15 protein-coding genes and 1 riboswitch are annotated in these 16965 nt (G+C 70.6%); of the genes, 11 read left to right on the top strand and 4 right to left on the bottom strand.

Translation table 11 applies throughout. The features are described from left to right. Window positions 1-53: 53 nt before the first annotated feature. Window positions 54-218 carry a dihydrofolate reductase family protein gene (locus AB0M16_RS22185; RefSeq protein WP_365345502.1) on the bottom strand — a complete coding sequence of 55 codons (165 nt, stop codon included), beginning with the start codon at window positions 216-218 and terminating at the stop codon, window positions 54-56. Then, a complete protein-coding gene (locus AB0M16_RS22190) occupies window positions 215-1033 on the bottom strand; it encodes an alpha/beta hydrolase (protein WP_365345422.1) in 819 nt (272 codons plus the stop codon). The genes AB0M16_RS22185 and AB0M16_RS22190 overlap by 4 nt, the downstream gene beginning before the upstream one ends. 129 nt (window positions 1034-1162) lie before the next feature. On the opposite strand from AB0M16_RS22190, the gene AB0M16_RS22195 reads away from it, so the two are divergent. The 11 genes from AB0M16_RS22195 to AB0M16_RS22245 all read left to right on the top strand — a co-directional run bounded on the left by AB0M16_RS22195 (window position 1163) and on the right by AB0M16_RS22245 (window position 13520). Continuing rightward, on the top strand, window positions 1163-1777 hold the full coding sequence (locus AB0M16_RS22195) for a TetR/AcrR family transcriptional regulator (protein WP_365345424.1): 615 nt from the start codon (window positions 1163-1165) through the stop codon (window positions 1775-1777). A 41-nt stretch (window positions 1778-1818) separates the two neighbouring features. Next, window positions 1819-3087, top strand: coding sequence for a cytochrome P450 (locus tag AB0M16_RS22200; protein ID WP_365345426.1), 1269 nt, complete (start codon window positions 1819-1821; stop codon window positions 3085-3087). 114 nt (window positions 3088-3201) lie between these two features. Then, complete coding sequence (locus tag AB0M16_RS22205) at window positions 3202-4215, top strand: transglycosylase family protein (protein ID WP_365345428.1); 1014 nt, start codon at window positions 3202-3204, stop codon at window positions 4213-4215. 257 nt (window positions 4216-4472) lie between these two features. Then, window positions 4473-4646: riboswitch (cyclic di-AMP (ydaO/yuaA leader) on the top strand. A gap of 3 nt (window positions 4647-4649) precedes the next feature. Then, window positions 4650-5351: a transglycosylase family protein gene (locus tag AB0M16_RS22210; RefSeq protein WP_365345430.1), complete on the top strand. Its 702-nt coding sequence runs from the start codon at window positions 4650-4652 to the stop codon at window positions 5349-5351. A 266-nt stretch (window positions 5352-5617) separates the two neighbouring features. After that, window positions 5618-6904: a phosphopyruvate hydratase gene (eno, locus tag AB0M16_RS22215; RefSeq protein ID WP_365345432.1), complete on the top strand. Its 1287-nt coding sequence runs from the start codon at window positions 5618-5620 to the stop codon at window positions 6902-6904. 101 nt (window positions 6905-7005) lie between these two features. Next, window positions 7006-7476 carry a septum formation initiator family protein gene (locus tag AB0M16_RS22220; protein ID WP_365345434.1) on the top strand — a complete coding sequence of 157 codons (471 nt, stop codon included), beginning with the start codon at window positions 7006-7008 and terminating at the stop codon, window positions 7474-7476. 17 nt (window positions 7477-7493) lie between these two features. Next, window positions 7494-8039 (top strand): DUF501 domain-containing protein, encoded by a 546-nt coding sequence (locus tag AB0M16_RS22225; RefSeq protein WP_365345504.1) that lies wholly within the window; start codon window positions 7494-7496, stop codon window positions 8037-8039. After that, window positions 8036-8950 (top strand): Ppx/GppA phosphatase family protein, encoded by a 915-nt coding sequence (locus AB0M16_RS22230; protein WP_365345436.1) that lies wholly within the window; start codon window positions 8036-8038, stop codon window positions 8948-8950. The genes AB0M16_RS22225 and AB0M16_RS22230 overlap by 4 nt, the downstream gene beginning before the upstream one ends. A 380-nt stretch (window positions 8951-9330) precedes the next feature. After that, window positions 9331-10710: an NAD(P)/FAD-dependent oxidoreductase gene (locus tag AB0M16_RS22235; protein ID WP_365345438.1), complete on the top strand. Its 1380-nt coding sequence runs from the start codon at window positions 9331-9333 to the stop codon at window positions 10708-10710. Window positions 10711-10887: 177 nt separating this feature from the next. Further along, complete coding sequence (locus AB0M16_RS22240) at window positions 10888-12201, top strand: cyclopropane-fatty-acyl-phospholipid synthase family protein (protein WP_365345440.1); 1314 nt, start codon at window positions 10888-10890, stop codon at window positions 12199-12201. Window positions 12202-12317: 116 nt separating this feature from the next. Then, entirely contained in the window at window positions 12318-13520 is a 1203-nt protein-coding gene (locus AB0M16_RS22245; protein WP_365345442.1) for a phospholipase D-like domain-containing protein, read from the top strand. A gap of 66 nt (window positions 13521-13586) precedes the next feature. Here the strand turns inward: AB0M16_RS22245 and AB0M16_RS22250 are convergent, their stop codons facing one another. Together AB0M16_RS22250 and AB0M16_RS22255 are read right to left on the bottom strand one after the other, a co-directional pair. Beyond that, a complete protein-coding gene (locus AB0M16_RS22250) occupies window positions 13587-16115 on the bottom strand; it encodes an FtsX-like permease family protein (protein WP_365345443.1) in 2529 nt (842 codons plus the stop codon). A 59-nt stretch (window positions 16116-16174) separates the two neighbouring features. Further along, window positions 16175-16945, bottom strand: a complete 771-nt coding sequence (locus AB0M16_RS22255; RefSeq protein ID WP_365345445.1) for an ABC transporter ATP-binding protein — start codon at window positions 16943-16945, stop codon at window positions 16175-16177. Window positions 16946-16965: the final 20 nt, after the last annotated feature.

Raw genomic sequence — 16965 nt, forward strand, 5'->3', positions numbered from 1 at the left:
GGTGAATCTAAGCCACGCAGCGTCACCGCAGGTGCCGATCTCGTGCGGACATGTCACTTCACGCGATACCTCACGTGCGTGACCTTCGGCGAGTCGACCACGCGGACGGGCTCCAGGCGCAGGTCGGGGGAGACCCCGTCGAACAGGCGGGTGCCCGCGCCGAGGACGACCGGCGCGATGTGGATCTCCAGCTCGTCGAGGAGTCCCCTCGTCCTCAGCCCTCCTTGCCGGCGAAGAAGTCGGCGAGGGCGGGGACGAGGAGCTCCGGGGCGATGGCGTGCTCCTGGCCGGGGAAGACCAGCAGGGTGTAGTTGCCGGCCGTCGCGGCCAGTTCCCGCGCGCCGGTCAGCATGTGGGGGGCGCCCGCGTCGCCGCTGCCGACGAGGACGGGCACCGTCACGGACGCCCAGCGCTCGGTGGGCAGCGGGCGACCGGACATGGTGTCGCCCATGATCCGGCCGTCGTAGGGGAGGGTGCGCGCGACGGCTTCCATGCCGGCCCAGAACGGGGCCTGCCGCATGCCCGCGACGACCTCGTCCGGCAGGCCGACGGCCGCGGTCATGAAGTACGCGACGGCGTCCCCGTACGCCTCGCGGCGCACGAGCTCCGTCAGGTGCTCGACGTAGTCGGCCGGCAGCGGCGGGCGGGAGGCGTCGGTGACGAACGGCGGCTCGTACAGGGCGAGGCGGGAGACGGCGCTGCCCCGGGCGGTGGCCTCCAGGGCGAGGACGGCTCCGGACGACATGCCGAAGACCATCGCCGAGCCGCCGGCCGGGCCCTCGATCAGCGCGTCGAGGTCCTCGACCTCGCGCTGCACGTCGTACGCGAGGGAGTCCGCGCTGTCGCCGCGGCCGCGCCGGTCGTACGTGAGGACGGTGAAGCGCTCGGCGAGCAGCGCGGCGAGCCCGGCGGAGTCGCCGCGGGTCATGAAGGCTCCGCCGACGAGCACGACGGCCGGGCCGGAGCCCCGCCGTTCGTAGGCGAGGGCGGTGCCGTCGGCGGAGGTCACCTGGTGCGGGTCGTGCGTGGACATGGCGGGCCCCTTCCCCCTGGACGAGATCTGCTCGATCTCGGGAACTGGACCGTACAGTACTGAAGTGGGTACTGGTCGGTCCAGTACTCTTCTCGGACGGGGACCGCGGAGGAGTGAGGAGACGTGACGATGGACGCCCGTTCGGCGCGCAAGCACGAGTCGATCCTGGAGGCCGCGACCTCGGTGTTCCTGTCCAAGGGGTACGCGGGGACGAGCATGGACGACATCGCGAAGCTGGCGGCCGTGTCCAAGCAGACCGTCTACAAGCACTTCGCCGACAAGCCGTCCCTCTTCACCGAGATCATCCACACCGGCCTCGACCGGACCGACGACCTCGCCGACCGGGTCACCGGCCCGCTGGCGGACTCCGAGGACGTGGACCGCGACCTGACGACGATCGCCCGGCGGTTCGCCGCCGTCCTCACCGAACCGCGGCTGCTCGCACTGCGCCGCCTCGTCATCGCGGAGGCGGACCGCTTCCCCGAACTCGGCCGCGCCTATTACGAGCGCGGGCCGGAGCGCATCCACGCGCTCATGGCCGAGAGCCTGCTGCGGCTCCGTGAGCGGGGCGTCCTCACCCGGCTCGACGATCCGCTGCTCGCGGCCCATCACTTCACGTCGATGATCTCCACCCCGCCGCAGAGCAGGGTGATGTTCTGCGGCCCGGGCGTGGAGTTCACCCGGGCCGAGCTCGACGGCTACGCCGACGCCGCCGTGCGCGTCTTCCTCGCCGCGTACCGCTGACCGGGCGCGAGGGCCCGCCCGTCCCCTTGTACGGTCGAGGAGTGAGCGCCACCCCGTCTTCCGTACCCCCCGCCCCCGAGCTCTTCACGTGGGAGTTCGCCACCGACCCCTACCCCGCGTACGCCTGGCTGCGCGAGCACGCGCCCGTGCACCGGGCGAAGCTGCCCAGCGGGGTGGAGGCCTGGCTCGTGACCCGTTACGCGGACGCGCGGCAGGCGCTGGCGGACCAGCGGCTCTCGAAGAACCCGGCGCACCACGACGAGCCGGCGCACGCCAAGGGGAAGACGGGCATCCCGGGCGAACGCAAGGCCGAGCTGATGACGCACCTGCTCAACATCGACCCGCCGGACCACACCCGGCTGCGCCGGCTCGTGTCGAAGGCGTTCACGCCGCGCCGGGTCGCCGAGTTCGCGCCGCGCGTGCAGGAGCTGACCGACCGGCTGATCGACGGCTTCGCGGAGCGGGGGAGCGCGGACCTCATCCACGAGTTCGCGTTCCCGCTGCCCATCTACGCCATCTGCGACCTGCTCGGGGTGCCGCGCGAGGACCAGGACGACTTCCGGGACTGGGCCGGAATGATGATCCGGCACGGCGGAGGGCCGCGCGGCGGGGTCGCGCGCTCGGTGAAGAAGATGCGCGGCTATCTCCTGGAGCTCATCCACAAGAAGAGGGAGGAGCCGGGGGACGACCTGATCTCCGGGCTCATCAAGGCCTCGGACCACGGTGAGCACCTCACGGAGAACGAGGCCGCCGCCATGGCCTTCATCCTCCTCTTCGCAGGCTTCGAGACGACCGTCAACCTGATCGGCAACGGGGTGTACGCGCTGCTGCGCAACCCGGAGCAGCGCGCCCTGCTGCAGGAGTCGATCGCGGCGGGGGAGCGCGGGCTCCTGGAGACCGGCATCGAGGAGCTGCTGCGGTACGACGGGCCCGTGGAGCTGGCGACCTGGCGGTTCGCCACGGAGCCGCTGACCGTCGGCGGGCAGGAGATCCCGGCCGGCGACCCGGTCCTCGTGGTCCTCGCCGCCGCGGACCGGGACCCGGCGCGCTTCGACGAACCGGACACGCTGGATCTGGCACGGCGTGACAACCAGCACCTCGGCTACGGGCACGGCATCCACTACTGCCTGGGCGCGCCGTTGGCCCGGCTGGAGGGGCAGACGGCACTCGCGACGCTGCTGACTCGCTTGCCAGACCTGCGACTTGGGGCCGATCCGGCGGAACTGCGGTGGCGTGGCGGGCTCATCATGCGTGGCCTGCGCACCCTTCCGGTGGAGTTCACGCCTTCCCACAAAGACGCGCGCAACTGACTGACCGTCAGAAATGTGATCCTCGCGTGATCTCCGCTGCATCGACTTGTGACTCACGTTCGAATGCCGCTACGTTCACCCGCAGTCTCAGCTGTCACGCGAAAGGCACTCCGCATGCGCTCCGGGAACGGACGTCACCGCAGACCCCGCCAGGCTCCCGCGCTCGTCGTCGCGGCGGGAGTCACCGGCTCGGCCATGGCGCTGCCACTGCTCGCCACCGGCTCCGCCTCCGCTGCCGACGCGACGACATGGGACCGGGTCGCCGAGTGTGAGTCGGGCGGCGCCTGGAGCGCCAACTTCGGGAACGGGCTCTACGGCGGCCTGCAGTTCTCCCAGGAGAGCTGGGAGCGGCACGGCGGCCTCGCCTACGCGCCGAGCGCCGATCTCGCGAGCCGCGCCCAGCAGATCACCGTCGCGGACCGCGCGCTCGCCGCGGGCGACACCCAGTGGGCCACCTGCGCCCCCATCGCCGGCCTGAAGAACGACGGCAAGGCCCCCGAGGTGGACCCGGGCCCCGGTGTCACGCCCAAGGAGAAGTCGGGCCCCGTCCCGGAGTCCAACCGCACCGACGGCCTGCCCGCCGGCTCCGGCCAGGACGCGGCCGAGCCCTCGGCCACCCCCGCCACGCCGGCCGCCCCCACCGGCCCGACCGCCCCGGCGACCCCGGGTGGGCCGTCGACCGCGCCCTCGACCCCCGGGACCCCCACCTCTCCCGTCACGCCCGGTACGCCCGTGACGCCCGATGTGTCCCTGACGCCCGGTACGCCCGGTGCGCCGGATGCGGGCGCCCCCGGCACCGGCAAGCACCGCGGTGACGCGGCGCCAGAGGAGCCGGGCAACTCGGACACCTCGTCCGAATCCGGGCGGCACGCCGCACCGGCTGACGGTGCGAAGGGCGACGCGACCGGCGCCGGCGAGAACGGCGAATCGGGCGCCTCGGACAAGTCGGACGAATACACCGTCAAGCCGGGTGACAGCCTGTCGGGCATTGCGGAGGAGAACGGCCTGCCCGGCGGCTGGAGCGCCCTCTACGGCGCCAACAAGAAGACCGTCGGCGCCGACCCTGACCTCATCCTCCCTGGTCAGAGCCTTGAGCTGGACCTCGGACTGACGGAATCCCAGGAGTAGTTCGGGGGTGAATGTCCGTTCTGCGTAAGTGAGACATGGGTCTCTCTTGCCGAACTGGCGTGTCGCGTCCGCAAACTTTGCTCGAATCGCCCCTCACCTGCGCAAACACCCCCTGACGGTGTGCAAGTAGGGGCGATTTTTCCGTGTTGAGGGTCTTTGAACTTCCCCGGGGTCTGTGTCTACGGTCGTGACCGCTCGCCACCGCGGGCCCCGCCGACCGGTACGCCGAATCCTGCCGCCGGACGGAGGGAACAGTCGTCGCGCAAGCGCCGAAGGCAGGACCGGGGGACCCAAGGTAAGTGCCGGCCCCGGCCGTTGAGACAGACGGCCGACGACCGGCTAGGGGTGAAGCCGCGTGCAAGGTCACGCGGCCGGGCAACTCACTCGCCCGAACCCGACAGCTCACCTCGTAGGCGTCGGTGAGGAGAACTTCCATGCTGCTTTCCGGCAAGGGCAAACACCGTCGTGCCTCCAAGGCCACCCGCGTCATCGCGCTCGCCGGTGTCGCCGGCGTCGCCGTCGCGGCCCCGCTGATGACCGCGGGCACCGCCTCGGCCGCCACCGCCTCCGAGTGGGACGCCGTCGCCCAGTGCGAGTCCGGCGGCAACTGGTCCATCAACACCGGCAACGGCTACTACGGCGGCCTGCAGTTCTCGGCCTCCACCTGGGCCGCGTACGGCGGCACCGCCTACGCCCCGCGCGCCGACCAGGCCTCCAAGTCGCAGCAGATCGCCGTCGCCGAGAAGGTCCTCGCGGGCCAGGGCAAGGGTGCGTGGCCGAGCTGTGGCGTGGGCCTGTCCAGCGCCTCCTACGTGGGCGGCTCGGCCGAGGCCGCGCCGAAGCCCGCCGCCCCCGAGCGCTCCACCGAGCAGCCGACGACCCGCAGCGAGCAGCGTCCGGCGCCGAAGAAGACCGCTCCGAAGAAGAGCGAGTCCAAGAAGACCGTCACCACCCCGACCGGCAAGAAGGTCAAGAAGGGGGACGGCGAGTACAAGGTCGTCGCCGGTGACACCCTCAGCAAGATCGCCAAGGCGCACGGCGTCAAGGGCGGCTGGCAGAAGCTCTTCCAGCTGAACAAGGGCGTCGTCGAGAACGCCGACCTGATCTACCCGGGCCAGCAGCTCCACCTCAAGTGAGCCTGCCGACCCTCCCGCGGTGAGTGACCACCCCGGTCCGGAGCGTCCTTCCCCCGTGCGCTCCGGGCCGGGGTTTCGCCGCTCCTGGCGGTTACCGTCCAGTAGATCTGGGGTCTTTCGTCCCGAGATACCTGCCCTCGGGTCCTTTTTCGTCCCAGCGGGCGGGCGCCCGGCCGGCTGGAGCCCCCGGGCCGGTTAGGCTCATGTCGCAAGGCGAACGAGACCTTGCCGCATGCGTCACAACCAGCGTCACATCCCAGAAGGAGATGCTCGTGCCGTCCATCGACGTCGTCGTAGCCCGGGAAATCCTGGACTCCCGAGGCAACCCCACGGTCGAGGTCGAGGTCGGCCTCGACGACGGCAGCACCGGCCGTGCTGCCGTTCCGTCCGGTGCCTCCACCGGTGCGTTCGAGGCCCTCGAGCTCCGCGACGGTGACCCCAACCGTTACCAGGGCAAGGGCGTGGAGAAGGCCGTTCTCGCCGTCATCGAGCAGATCGGCCCGGAGCTCGTCGGCTACGACGCCACCGAGCAGCGCCTGATCGACCAGGCGATGTTCGACCTGGACGCCACCCCGGACAAGTCCTCGCTCGGCGCCAACGCCATCCTCGGCGTCTCCCTCGCCGTCGCGCACGCCGCCTCCGAGGCCTCCGACCTGCCGCTCTTCCGCTACCTCGGCGGCCCGAACGCGCACCTGCTGCCCGTTCCGATGATGAACATCCTGAACGGCGGCTCGCACGCCGACTCCAACGTGGACATCCAGGAGTTCATGATCGCCCCGATCGGCGCGGAGTCCTTCTCCGAGGCCCTCCGCTGGGGCACCGAGGTCTACCACACGCTCAAGGCCGTCCTGAAGGCCAAGGGCCTCTCCACCGGTCTCGGCGACGAGGGCGGCTTCGCCCCGAACCTCGGCTCCAACCGTGAGGCCCTCGACCTCATCCTGGAGGCCATCAAGCAGGCCGGCTACGTCCCCGGCAAGGACATCGCGCTCGCCCTCGACTGCGCCGCCTCCGAGTTCTACAAGGACGGCAAGTACGAGTTCGAGGGCAAGGCCCGCTCGGCCGCCGAGATGACCGAGTACTACGAGGAGCTCGTCTCCGCGTACCCGCTGGTCTCCATCGAGGACCCGCTGTTCGAGGACGACTGGGCCGGCTGGAAGGTCATCACCGAGAAGCTCGGCGCCAAGGTGCAGCTGGTCGGCGACGACCTGTTCGTCACCAACCCGGAGCGCCTGGCCCGCGGCATCGAGGAGGGCAGCGCCAACGCCCTCCTGGTCAAGGTCAACCAGATCGGCTCGCTGACCGAGACCCTGGACGCCGTCGAGCTCGCCCAGCGCAGCGGCTTCAAGTGCATGATGTCCCACCGCTCCGGCGAGACCGAGGACGTCACCATCGCCGACCTCGCCGTCGCCACCAACTGCGGCCAGATCAAGACCGGCGCCCCGGCCCGCTCCGAGCGCGTCGCCAAGTACAACCAGCTCCTGCGCATCGAGGAGATCCTCGACGACGCCGCGGTCTACGCCGGCCGCAGCGCCTTCCCGCGCTTCAAGGGCTGACCTGGCCTGACGCTGTAGTTACGGACGTCCCCGCACTCGGTCCCGTACCGTGTGCGGGGACGTACGCGTGAACAGGGTCGGCACAAGGGGAGGCGCACGACATGGCCGTGAAGGACCGGGACCGGTTCTCGACCGCGACCCGGATCAGGCTGCTCGGCGAGCAGACCGCCGCCCGTGTCTACCGCTCCCAGACCCGCCGTCAGGCGCGCCGCTCCCGGCTCACCGGCCGCGCGGCCTTCCTGGCCCTCGTCGTCTGCTCGCTGGTGGTGGCGCTCGCCTACCCGATGCGGCAGTACGTCTCCCAGCAGGGCGAGATCGCCGACCAGGAGCGCAAGGCCGCCGAGGCCGCCCGCCGGGTCGAGGAACTGCGGGACGAGAAGGCCCGCCTCCAGGACCCGGCCTACGTGCGCCGGCTGGCCCGCGAGCACCTGCACTACGTGATGCCCGGCGAGACCGGCTTCACCGTGAACGACCCCGACGCGGAGCACCGGCCCCGCACCGACCAGGGCGCGACGGACCGCCCCTGGTACGACAACCTGTGGGACGGCGTGGACAACGCCGACCGCCACTGACCAACCCAGGATCCATGATGGAAACGCCCCCTCCGCAGACCGAACGCACCGAGCCCACCGACGCGGACGTCGCCGCGTTCGAGGCCCAGCTCGGCCGGCCCCCCCGCGGCCTGCGCGCGATCGCGCACCGCTGCCCGTGCGGCAACCCGGACGTCGTCGAGACCGCGCCCCGGCTCCCCGACGGCACGCCGTTCCCGACCACGTACTACCTGACCTGCCCGCGCGCCGCCTCCGCCATCGGCACCCTGGAGGCCAACGGGGTCATGAAGGAGATGCAGGCGCGGCTCGCCACCGACCCGGAGCTGGCCGCGGCCTACCGGGCCGCGCACGAGGACTACATCGCGCGCCGCGACGCCATCGAGGTCCTGGAGGGCTTCCCGAGCGCCGGCGGCATGCCGGACCGGGTCAAGTGCCTGCACGTGCTCGTCGGACACTCGCTGGTCGCCGGCCCGGGCGTGAACCCGTTCGGCGACGAGGCCCTCGCGATGCTGCCCGAGTGGTGGGCGAAGGGCCCCTGCGTCACCCCCTGCGCCGACAAGGACGAGGACGAGGAGCAGAAGTGACCCGGGTCGCCGGAATCGACTGCGGTACGAACTCCATCCGTCTCCTGGTGGCCGACGTCCACCCGGATACGGGCGAGCTGATCGAGCTGGACCGGCGGATGACCATCGTCCGGCTCGGCCAGGGCGTGGACCGGACCGGCAGGCTCGCGCCCGAGGCCCTGGAGCGGACCTTCGCCGCCTGCCGCGACTACGCGGCGGTCATCGAGGAGTTCGGCGCCGAGAAGCTGCGCTTCGTCGCCACCTCCGCCTCCCGTGACGCCGAGAACCGGGACGACTTCGTGCGCGGGGTCGTCGAGATCCTGGGCGTCGAGCCCGAGGTCATCACCGGCGACCAGGAGGCCGAGTTCTCCTTCACGGGCGCCACCGGCGAGCTGCACGGCGACGACCGGCGGCTGGTGGTGGACATCGGCGGCGGGTCGACCGAGTTCGTGGTCGGCAACCGGCACGTCGAGGCCGCCCGCTCCGTCGACATCGGCTGCGTACGCCTCACCGAGCGGCACGTGCGGCACGACCCGCCGAGCGCCGAGGAGATCGCCGCGATCCGCGCCGACGTGCGGGCCGCGATGGACCTGGCCGCCGAGACCGTGCCGATCACGGAGGCCGGGACGCTCGTCGGTCTGGCCGGCTCGGTCACCACGGTGGCCGCGATCGCGCTCGGGCTCCAGGAGTACGACTCCACGAAGATCCACCACGCCCGGATCAGCCGTGCGCAGGTCGACGCCGTGGTGGACCGGCTGCTCGCCTCCACGCACGACGAACGGGCCGCGATCCCGGTCATCCACCCCGGCCGGGTGGACGTGATCATCGCCGGCGCGCTGGTCCTGGCCGAGATCATGGAGCGGACCGGGGCCGCCGAGGTGGTCGTCAGCGAGCACGACATCCTCGATGGGATCGCTCTATCCGTGGCATAGCGGGCGGCTATGAGCCCCTGTGAGGGGCCTCTCTTGACCACATGGCGAGAAACTTCGTGAAGTTCTTCACAAGAGAAAGGGCCCTGAGGGAGCCCGAGGGGGGTCTTTAGGCCCTCCGAGGGGTTCCTCAGGGCCCTTTCGCAGGTGCGGAGGCCTCTTCGCTCGATGTTTCCATCGTGTGAACGCACCCCTTGGTTCAGCGTTAAGGAAGGCTCTCCGGGCCAGTTCACAGGGGGTGAACAACGTCCGCCGCCACCCCCTGGTTCCTTTGCTGGACCATGACCTGGGTCACGTGGGCCGCGGAGTGTAGCAGAGGTCCCACGGAAGCTTGTGAAGGGGCGCACGAGCAACCCCCCTGGAGGGGGTGGATACTCGATGGCATGAGCACCACGGAGCGTCCCAGGATCCTCGTAGTAGGCGGTGGGTACGTAGGCCTGTACGCGGCTCGGCGCATTCTCAAGAAGATGCGCTACGCCGAGGCGACCGTCACGGTCGTCGACCCGCGGTCGTACATGACCTACCAGCCCTTCCTCCCCGAAGCCGCCGCCGGCAGCATCTCGCCGCGCCACGTCGTCGTCCCGCTGCGACGCGTCGTGCGCGGAGCCGAGGTGCTCACCGGCCGGGTCACCACCATCGACCAGGACCGCAAGGTCGCCACGATCGCGCCGCTCGTCGGCGAGGCGTACGAGCTGCCGTTCGACTACCTGGTCATTGCGATGGGTGCCGTCTCCCGCACCTTCCCGATCCCCGGCCTCGCCGAGCAGGGCATCGGCATGAAGGGCATCGAGGAGGCCATCGGCCTGCGCAACCACGTCCTCGAGCAGCTCGACAAGGCCGACTCGACGACCGATGAGGAGGTCCGCCGCAAGGCGCTGACCTTCGTCTTCGTGGGCGGCGGCTTCGCCGGCGCGGAGACCATCGGCGAGGTCGAGGACATGGCCCGCGACGCGGCGAAGTACTACCAGAACGTGAACCGCGAGGACATGCGGTTCATCCTGGTCGACGCCGCCGACAAGATCCTTCCCGAGGTCGGCCCGAAGCTCGGCCTCTACGGCAAGGAGCACCTCGAGAGCCGCGGCATCGAGATCTACCTGCAGACCTCGATGGACTCCTGCGTCGACGGCCACGTCGTGCTGAAGAACGGCCTCGAGGTCGACTCCAACACGATCGTGTGGACCGCCGGTGTGAAGCCGAACCCGGCGCTCGCCCGCTTCGGTCTGCCGCTCGGCCCCCGCGGCCACGTGGACTGCAACGAGAAGCTCCAGGTCAACGGCCTCGACTACGTGTGGGCCGCGGGCGACAACGCCCAGGTCCCGGACATGGCCTCGCGCCGTGCCGGTGTCGAGAACGCCTGGTGCCCGCCGAACGCCCAGCACGCCCTGCGCCAGGCCAAGGTCCTCGGCGACAACGTGGTGGCCGGCATGCGCGGCTTCCCGCAGAAGGAGTACGCGCACTCCAACAAGGGCGCGGTCGCGGGTCTCGGCCTGCACAAGGGCGTCGCGATGATCGTCATGGGCAAGATGAAGATCAAGCTCAAGGGCCGTCTCGCCTGGTACATGCACCGTGGCTACCACGGCATGGCGATGCCGACGTGGAACCGCAAGATCCGCATCTTCGCCGACTGGACCCTGGGCATGTTCCTCAAGCGTGAGGTCGTCTCCCTCGGTGCCATGGAGACCCCGCGCGAGGAGTTCTACGAGGCGGCCAAGCCCGCCCCGGCGCCGGCCGCCCCGGCGCAGGAGAAGGCCAAGGCCTCGTAACACCCGCAGTACCAGCAGTACACGCAAGGCCGTAGGGCCGTCCGCCATCCGTGGTGCGGACGGCCCTTCGCGTGTTTTTCACAGCGTTTACGCGGCGGAAGGGATGGGTTCGCCTACGGACGGTGTTCTCCTGGTGACACGCATTTCTGGGGCACGAGATCACGGAGGTGTTGCACCATGACCGACGCCGCGTCGCGGCTGACCGCCCTTGCCGAGGACGTGCTGGGAGCGAAGTTCCCCGTGCGGCTGCGGGCCTGGGACGGCAGCGAAGCCGGTCCTGCGGGCGGCCCCGTTCTGGTCGTCCGCGAGCGCCGGGCGTTGCGTCGGCTGCTGTGGAAGCCGGGCGAGCTGGGTCTGGCCCGGGCCTGGGTGGCCGGTGAGATCGACGTGGAGGGCGACCTCTACGCGGTCCTGGACGGGCTCGCCGGCTTCATCTGGGAGCGTGACGAGGAGTCGCGCGGAGCCCTGGCGGCGGTGCGCGACCCGAAGGTGCGCGCGGCGGCCAGGGCGCTGCTCAAGCTGGCCGGCCCGTTCCCGCCGCCGAAGCCGCCCGTGGAGGAGATGCGCGGGCGCACCGGCGTGTCGCACAGCAAACGGCGGGACAAGCAGGCGATCAGTCACCACTACGACGTGGGCAACGACTTCTACGAGCTGGTCCTCGGCCCGTCGATGGTCTACTCGTGCGCGTACTGGACGGACGGCGGGACGCTGGAGGAGGCCCAGCGCGACAAGCTGGACCTGATCGCGCGCAAGCTGCGCCTGAAGGAGGGCGACCGGCTGCTCGACGTGGGCTGCGGCTGGGGCTCGATGGCGATCCACGCGGCGCGGGAGTACGGCGCGCGGGTCGTCGGTGTCACGCTCTCGCGGGAGCAGGCCGCGTTCGCCCGCAAGCGGATCGCCGAGGAGGGACTGACGGACCGGATCGAGATCCGGGTCCAGGACTACCGGGACGTCGAGGACGGGCCGTTCGACGCGATCTCCTCGATCGGCATGGCCGAGCACGTGGGCGCCGTGAAGTACCGGGAGTACGCGGACACCCTGTACCGGCTCCTGAAGCCGGGCGGGCGGCTGCTCAACCACCAGATCTCGCGCCGCCCGGAGTCGGACGAGGAGGCGTACGAGGTGGATCCCTTCATCGACGCCTACGTGTTCCCGGACGGCGAGCTGGCCCCGATGGGCCGGACCCTGACGACCCTTGAGGACGCGGGTTTCGAGGTCCGGGACGTGGAGGCGATCCGCGAGCACTACGCGCTGACGCTGCGGCGCTGGGTGGCGAACCTGGAGGCGGAGTGGGACCGGGCGGTCCGGCTCACCTCGCCGGGGCGGGCGCGGATCTGGCGCCTGTACATGGCGGCGTCGGCGGTGTCCTTCGAACGCAACCGGATCGGGGTGAACCAGTTCCTGGCCGTGAAGACGCCGGGGGCGGGCACCTCGGGGCTTCCGCTGCGGTCGCGGGTGTGGGACGAGTCCGGGGAGTCCCAAGGGCGCTGATACGTTCGGAAGTTCGGGCTCCGGGCAGACGGGGTGCCGGTGAGAACCGGCACCCCGTTTCCTTTGGGTTCCTGTTTGTCATGTCTATGCCGTTCTGTCCGATCCGAGGGGGAACCTTGCACCGTCCCACCCGTCTGCTGCTCGCCCTGGCCGCCGCCGTAGGCCTCCTGGCCGCCTCCCCGGCGCCCGCGGGCGCCGAGTCGGCCCCCGTGACCACCACCGCCACCTTCAACGACCCGTCGGGCGACAGTGCCGCCCAGGACCGCATCCGGGCCCATGTCATCGACCTCGTCGACCGCGCTCCCGCCGGCTCCACCATCACCGCCGGGCTCTACACCTTCACCGACGACTCCGTCACCGACGCGCTCGGAGCCGCCGCGGCCCGTGGCGTGAACGTCAAGGTGATCGTCGACCACACCTCCGTCACCATGACCGGGGGCGAGTACGCCCGCCTGGCCGCGCGCCTCGGCACCGACCGCACCCAGGGCTCCTGGGTCTTCGCCTGCCCCGCGGGCCGCGGCTGCATCGGTTCCCGGCAGCTGCCCGGCGACCCCGACGGCGCCATCAACCACAACAAGTTCTGGCTCTTCTCCAGCACCGGCGGCGCGAGCGACGTCGTCGTGCAGACCTCGGCCAACATGACCGGCGTGCAGCGCACCGACCTGTTCAACAACGCCGTCACCGTCGTCGACAGCGGCCTCTACGGCATCTACCAGGACTACTTCGCCGACCTGCTGACGTACGGCACCTCGGCCACCGGGCTGAGCCACTACTACAAGACCCCGGCGAGCGGCCCGTACAAGGCGTACTTCTTCCCGCGCAAGGAGGCCTCGGGCACCACGTACGACAACGACGCCTCCACCGACACGGTCAAACTGATCCTGGACAACGTCAGCTGCGCGGGCGGCACCCAGATCCGGATGGCCGCCAACCTCTTCACCCGTGACGAGGTCGCGAGCAAGCTCGTCGCCCTGAAGAACGCGGGCTGCTCGGTGATCCTCGCCCACGACGGCTACCCCGGCTCCATGAGCTCCGGCGTCGAGTCGGTCGTCTCCGGCAAGCTCACCCAGCGCGTGCAGTGCTACGAGGACCGCGGCACCGGCGTCGCCAAGGCGGGCCTGCACTCCAAGTACCTGCTGATCGAGGGCACGTACGACGGCGTCGCCGGCAGGAAGCTCGTGTGGACCGGCAGCCACAACTACACCTACCCGGCGCTGCGGGCCAACGACGAGACCCTCCTGAAGATCGACGACGCGGCGCTCTACGACCAGTTCAAGGCCAACCACCAGTACCTGATGGCCTACTGCGCGGGCAGCTGACCCGTACCCACGCGTGAGGGCCGGGCTCCCCCAGGGGAGCCCGGCCCTCGGCGTTCCGCGGGACCGCTACTCGGCCTTGATCGCCTGCAGCATGTTCAGCTTCGCCGCGCTGCGCGCCGGCCACAGGGAGGCCAGGACGCCGACCAGCCCGGCGAGGAGCAGGAAGATCCCGATCCGGCCCCACGGCAGGACCAGCGCGTAGTGCGGCAGGCTGTCCCGCAGCGTCTCGCCGATCGCCCAGCCCAGGAAGGAGCCGAGGGCGATGCCGACCACCGCGCCGAACAGCGAGATGACCACGGCCTCCAGACGGACCATCCGCTTCACCCGGCGCCGGTCGAGACCGATCGCCCGCAGCATGCCGATCTCCTGCTGGCGCTCGAAGACGGACATCGCGAGGGTGTTGACGACGCCGAGCACCGCGATGACCAGGGCCATGGCGAGGAGGCCGTACATGATGTTCAGCATCATGTTGATGATGCCGCCGAACTGGTCGCGGATGTCCTTCTGGTCCATCACCGACATCGCCGGGTTGTCGCCGAGCGACTTCATGACGGCCTTCTCGGCCGCGGCCGACGGGCCCCCGTCCATCTTCACGAAGATCTGCGGGATGTACGGCTTGGGGTCGTGCGCCGTGAGGATCTTGGCGTCCAGGACGAGCGGCGAGACGAACTCGCTGCCCTCGAAGACCGCGCCGACCTTCAGCTCGCCCTTCTTCTTGTCGCCGAACGCCACCGGCAGCGTCGAGCCGACCTTCCAGCCCCTCTTCTCGGCGGTCTTGTCCGCGACGGCGACCTGCCCGTCGGCGAGCGAGCCGAGCGAGCCGTCGATCACCTTGAGGTTCAGGACCTTCTCGATGTCACCCGGGGTGACACCCGAGGCGGACGTGAAGTCGCCCTTCACCTCCAGCCAGCCGGCCTGCTGCGGGGAGACCGCGGTGGCGCCCGGGGTCTTGCGCACCGCGTCCAGGGCGGCCTGGTTGAGGCCGTCGCCGCTGGCCATGGTGATCATGTAGTCGGCCTTGATCTGGTCGGTCGTCATCCGGTCCACGGCCGAGCCGACCGTGGCGCCGAGCACGGACAGGCCCGTGACCAGGGTGAGGCCGATGGCGAGCGCGGAGGCGGTGGCGCCGGTGCGGCGCGGGTTGCGGACCGCGTTCTGGCCGGCCAGCGAGCCGGCCACGCCGAAGGGCTTGAGGACCGGGCGGGCGATCGCGATCACCGGGCGGGCCAGCAGCGGGATCAGGATGATCACGCCGATGAGGGCGAGGAAGGCGCCCAGGCCGATGAGCATCCGGCCGCTGTCGCCGCCGGTGGAGGCGCCGCCGGCGATGGCGAGCAGGCCGAGGCCGGTGATGATGCCGCCGATGATGTTGCGGGTCACCAGGGACTTGGTGGTGGCCACCGCGTGGACACTGTTCATGGCGGCGACCGGCGGGATCTTAGCCGCGCGGAAGCCGGGCAGCAGCGCGGCCACCATGGTGACGAGGATGCCGACGACGAGCGCCGAGACCAGCGGGGAGGCGCCGATGATCAGGTCACCGGCCGGGATCTTCAGACCGAAGGCGTTCATGCCGGAGCGCAGGCCCGCGGCGAGCCCGATGCCGAGCCCGAAGCCGATCGCGGAGGCGACCAGACCGACCAGGCCGGCCTCCGCCAGCACCGACCGGGTGATCTGGCCGCGAGAGGCGCCGACGGCGCGCATCAGGGCGAGCTCCTTGGTGCGCTGGGCGATCAGCATGGTGAAGGTGTTGGAGATCAGGAAGACACCGACGAAGAGCGCGATGGCGGCGAAGGCCAGCAGCATCGTGCTGAGGTTGCTCAGTCCGCTCTCGATGTCCTCGGCCTGCTGGTCGGCCAGGGCCTGACCGGTCTTGGCCTCCGCCTTGTCGCCGACGATCGGCTTCACCGCGGCGAGGATCTTCTCGGCGTCGGCGCCGGGCTCGCCGGCGACGTTGACGTCCTGGAACCAGCCGGGGCGCAGGTAGAGCTTCTGGGCGACGTCGGTGTCGAAGAGGACGAGGCTGCCGCCGGCGTTCACGGCGCCGTCCTCGGTGGTGAAGACGCCGACGAGGGTGTAGGTCTCGACCGGGCCGTTGGTGGCGACGCGGACCTGGTCGCCGACCTTGTAGCCGCCCTTGTCGGCGGTCTCCCGGTCGAGCGCGATCTGGTCGTCCTCCACCGGGCCGTTCCCGGAGGTGAAGGAGTACGCGGAGTCCTTGCCGTTCTGGCCGGGGGCGAAGTTGGTGCCCTTGTTGGACCAGCCGGCGCCGATCAGCTTGCCGTCCTTGTCCGGCACGCCGGCGAAGCCGCTGACGCGGCCGGTGGCGGAGGCGACGCCGTCGATCGCGGCGATCTTCTGCCGGGTCTGCTCGGACAGGCCGGGCGCGGAGTTCGGGTCGTCCTGGTCCGGCACGGCCGACACGGCGACGGCGATGTCGTCGTAGCTCTTGGCGGACTGGTTGCGGAAGGCGTTGGAGAGGGTGTCGGTGAAGACCAGGGTGCCGGACACGAAGGCCACGCCGAGCATCACGGCGAGCACGGTCATCAGCAGCCTGGCCTTGTGCGCGAGCACATTGCGCAGGGCGGTACGGAACATGGGGTGTCCTGAACGGAAGGTGGGACGGAAGGACGGGTGAGGGGCCCTGGGGCCCGGGCTCAGCTCGTGCGGCCCTTGGCGTCGAAGGCCTTCATGCGGTCGAGCACGCCGTCCGCCGTCGGGTGCAGCATCTCGTCGACGATCCGTCCGTCCGCGAGGAAGATGACGCGGTCCGCGTAGGACGCGGCGACCGGGTCGTGGGTGACCATCACCACGGTCTGGCCGAGCTCGCGCACCGAGTTGCGCAGGAAGCCGAGGACCTCGGCGCCGGAGCGCGAGTCGAGGTTTCCGGTCGGCTCGTCACCGAAGATGATCTCGGGCCGGGAGGCCAGGGCGCGGGCCACGGCCACGCGCTGCTGCTGTCCGCCGGAGAGCTGCGCGGGGCGGTGGCTCAGCCGGCCGGAGAGGCCGATCATGTCGATGACCTGCTGCACCCACTGCTTGTCGGGCTTGCGGCCCGCGATGTCCATCGGCAGCGTGATGTTCTCCAGGGCGGTCAGCGTCGGCAGCAGGTTGAACGCCTGGAAGATGAAGCCGATCTTGTCCCGGCGCAGCTGGGTGAGCTGCTTGTCCTTCAGGGTGCCGAGCTCGACGTCGCCGATCCGGACGGAGCCGGAGGAGAAGGAGTCCAGTCCGGCGACGCAGTGCATGAGGGTCGACTTGCCGGAGCCGGACGGGCCCATGATCGCGGTGAACTCGCCCTGCCGGAAGTCCACGCTGACCCGGTCCAGAGCGACCACCTGGGTCTCGCCCTGTCCGTAGACCTTGGAGAGGTCGGTGGCGCGGGCGGCCACCGCGGTGGCGCGGGGCACGGTGGGAGTGGTGGTCACGACGGCGACTCCTGTCACTG

Origin of the sequence: Streptomyces sp. NPDC051921 (genome assembly GCF_040680975.1) — a bacterium.
In the GTDB taxonomy this organism is placed as follows: Bacteria; Actinomycetota; Actinomycetes; order Streptomycetales; family Streptomycetaceae; genus Streptomyces.

Excerpts from the sequence above, each read along its gene's own strand:
- AB0M16_RS22190 (WP_365345422.1), bottom strand. The coding sequence starts at position 1,033 with ATGTCCACGCACGACCCGCACCAGGTGACCTCCGCCGACGGCACCGCC.
- AB0M16_RS22195 (WP_365345424.1), top strand. The coding sequence starts at position 1,163 with ATGGACGCCCGTTCGGCGCGCAAGCACGAGTCGATCCTGGAGGCCGCG.
- AB0M16_RS22205 (WP_365345428.1), top strand. The coding sequence starts at position 3,202 with ATGCGCTCCGGGAACGGACGTCACCGCAGACCCCGCCAGGCTCCCGCG.
- AB0M16_RS22210 (WP_365345430.1), top strand. The coding sequence starts at position 4,650 with ATGCTGCTTTCCGGCAAGGGCAAACACCGTCGTGCCTCCAAGGCCACC.
- eno (WP_365345432.1), top strand. The coding sequence starts at position 5,618 with ATGCTCGTGCCGTCCATCGACGTCGTCGTAGCCCGGGAAATCCTGGAC.
- AB0M16_RS22220 (WP_365345434.1), top strand. The coding sequence starts at position 7,006 with ATGGCCGTGAAGGACCGGGACCGGTTCTCGACCGCGACCCGGATCAGG.
- AB0M16_RS22225 (WP_365345504.1), top strand. The coding sequence starts at position 7,494 with ATGGAAACGCCCCCTCCGCAGACCGAACGCACCGAGCCCACCGACGCG.
- AB0M16_RS22235 (WP_365345438.1), top strand. The coding sequence starts at position 9,331 with ATGAGCACCACGGAGCGTCCCAGGATCCTCGTAGTAGGCGGTGGGTAC.
- AB0M16_RS22240 (WP_365345440.1), top strand. The coding sequence starts at position 10,888 with ATGACCGACGCCGCGTCGCGGCTGACCGCCCTTGCCGAGGACGTGCTG.
- AB0M16_RS22250 (WP_365345443.1), bottom strand. The coding sequence starts at position 16,115 with ATGTTCCGTACCGCCCTGCGCAATGTGCTCGCGCACAAGGCCAGGCTG.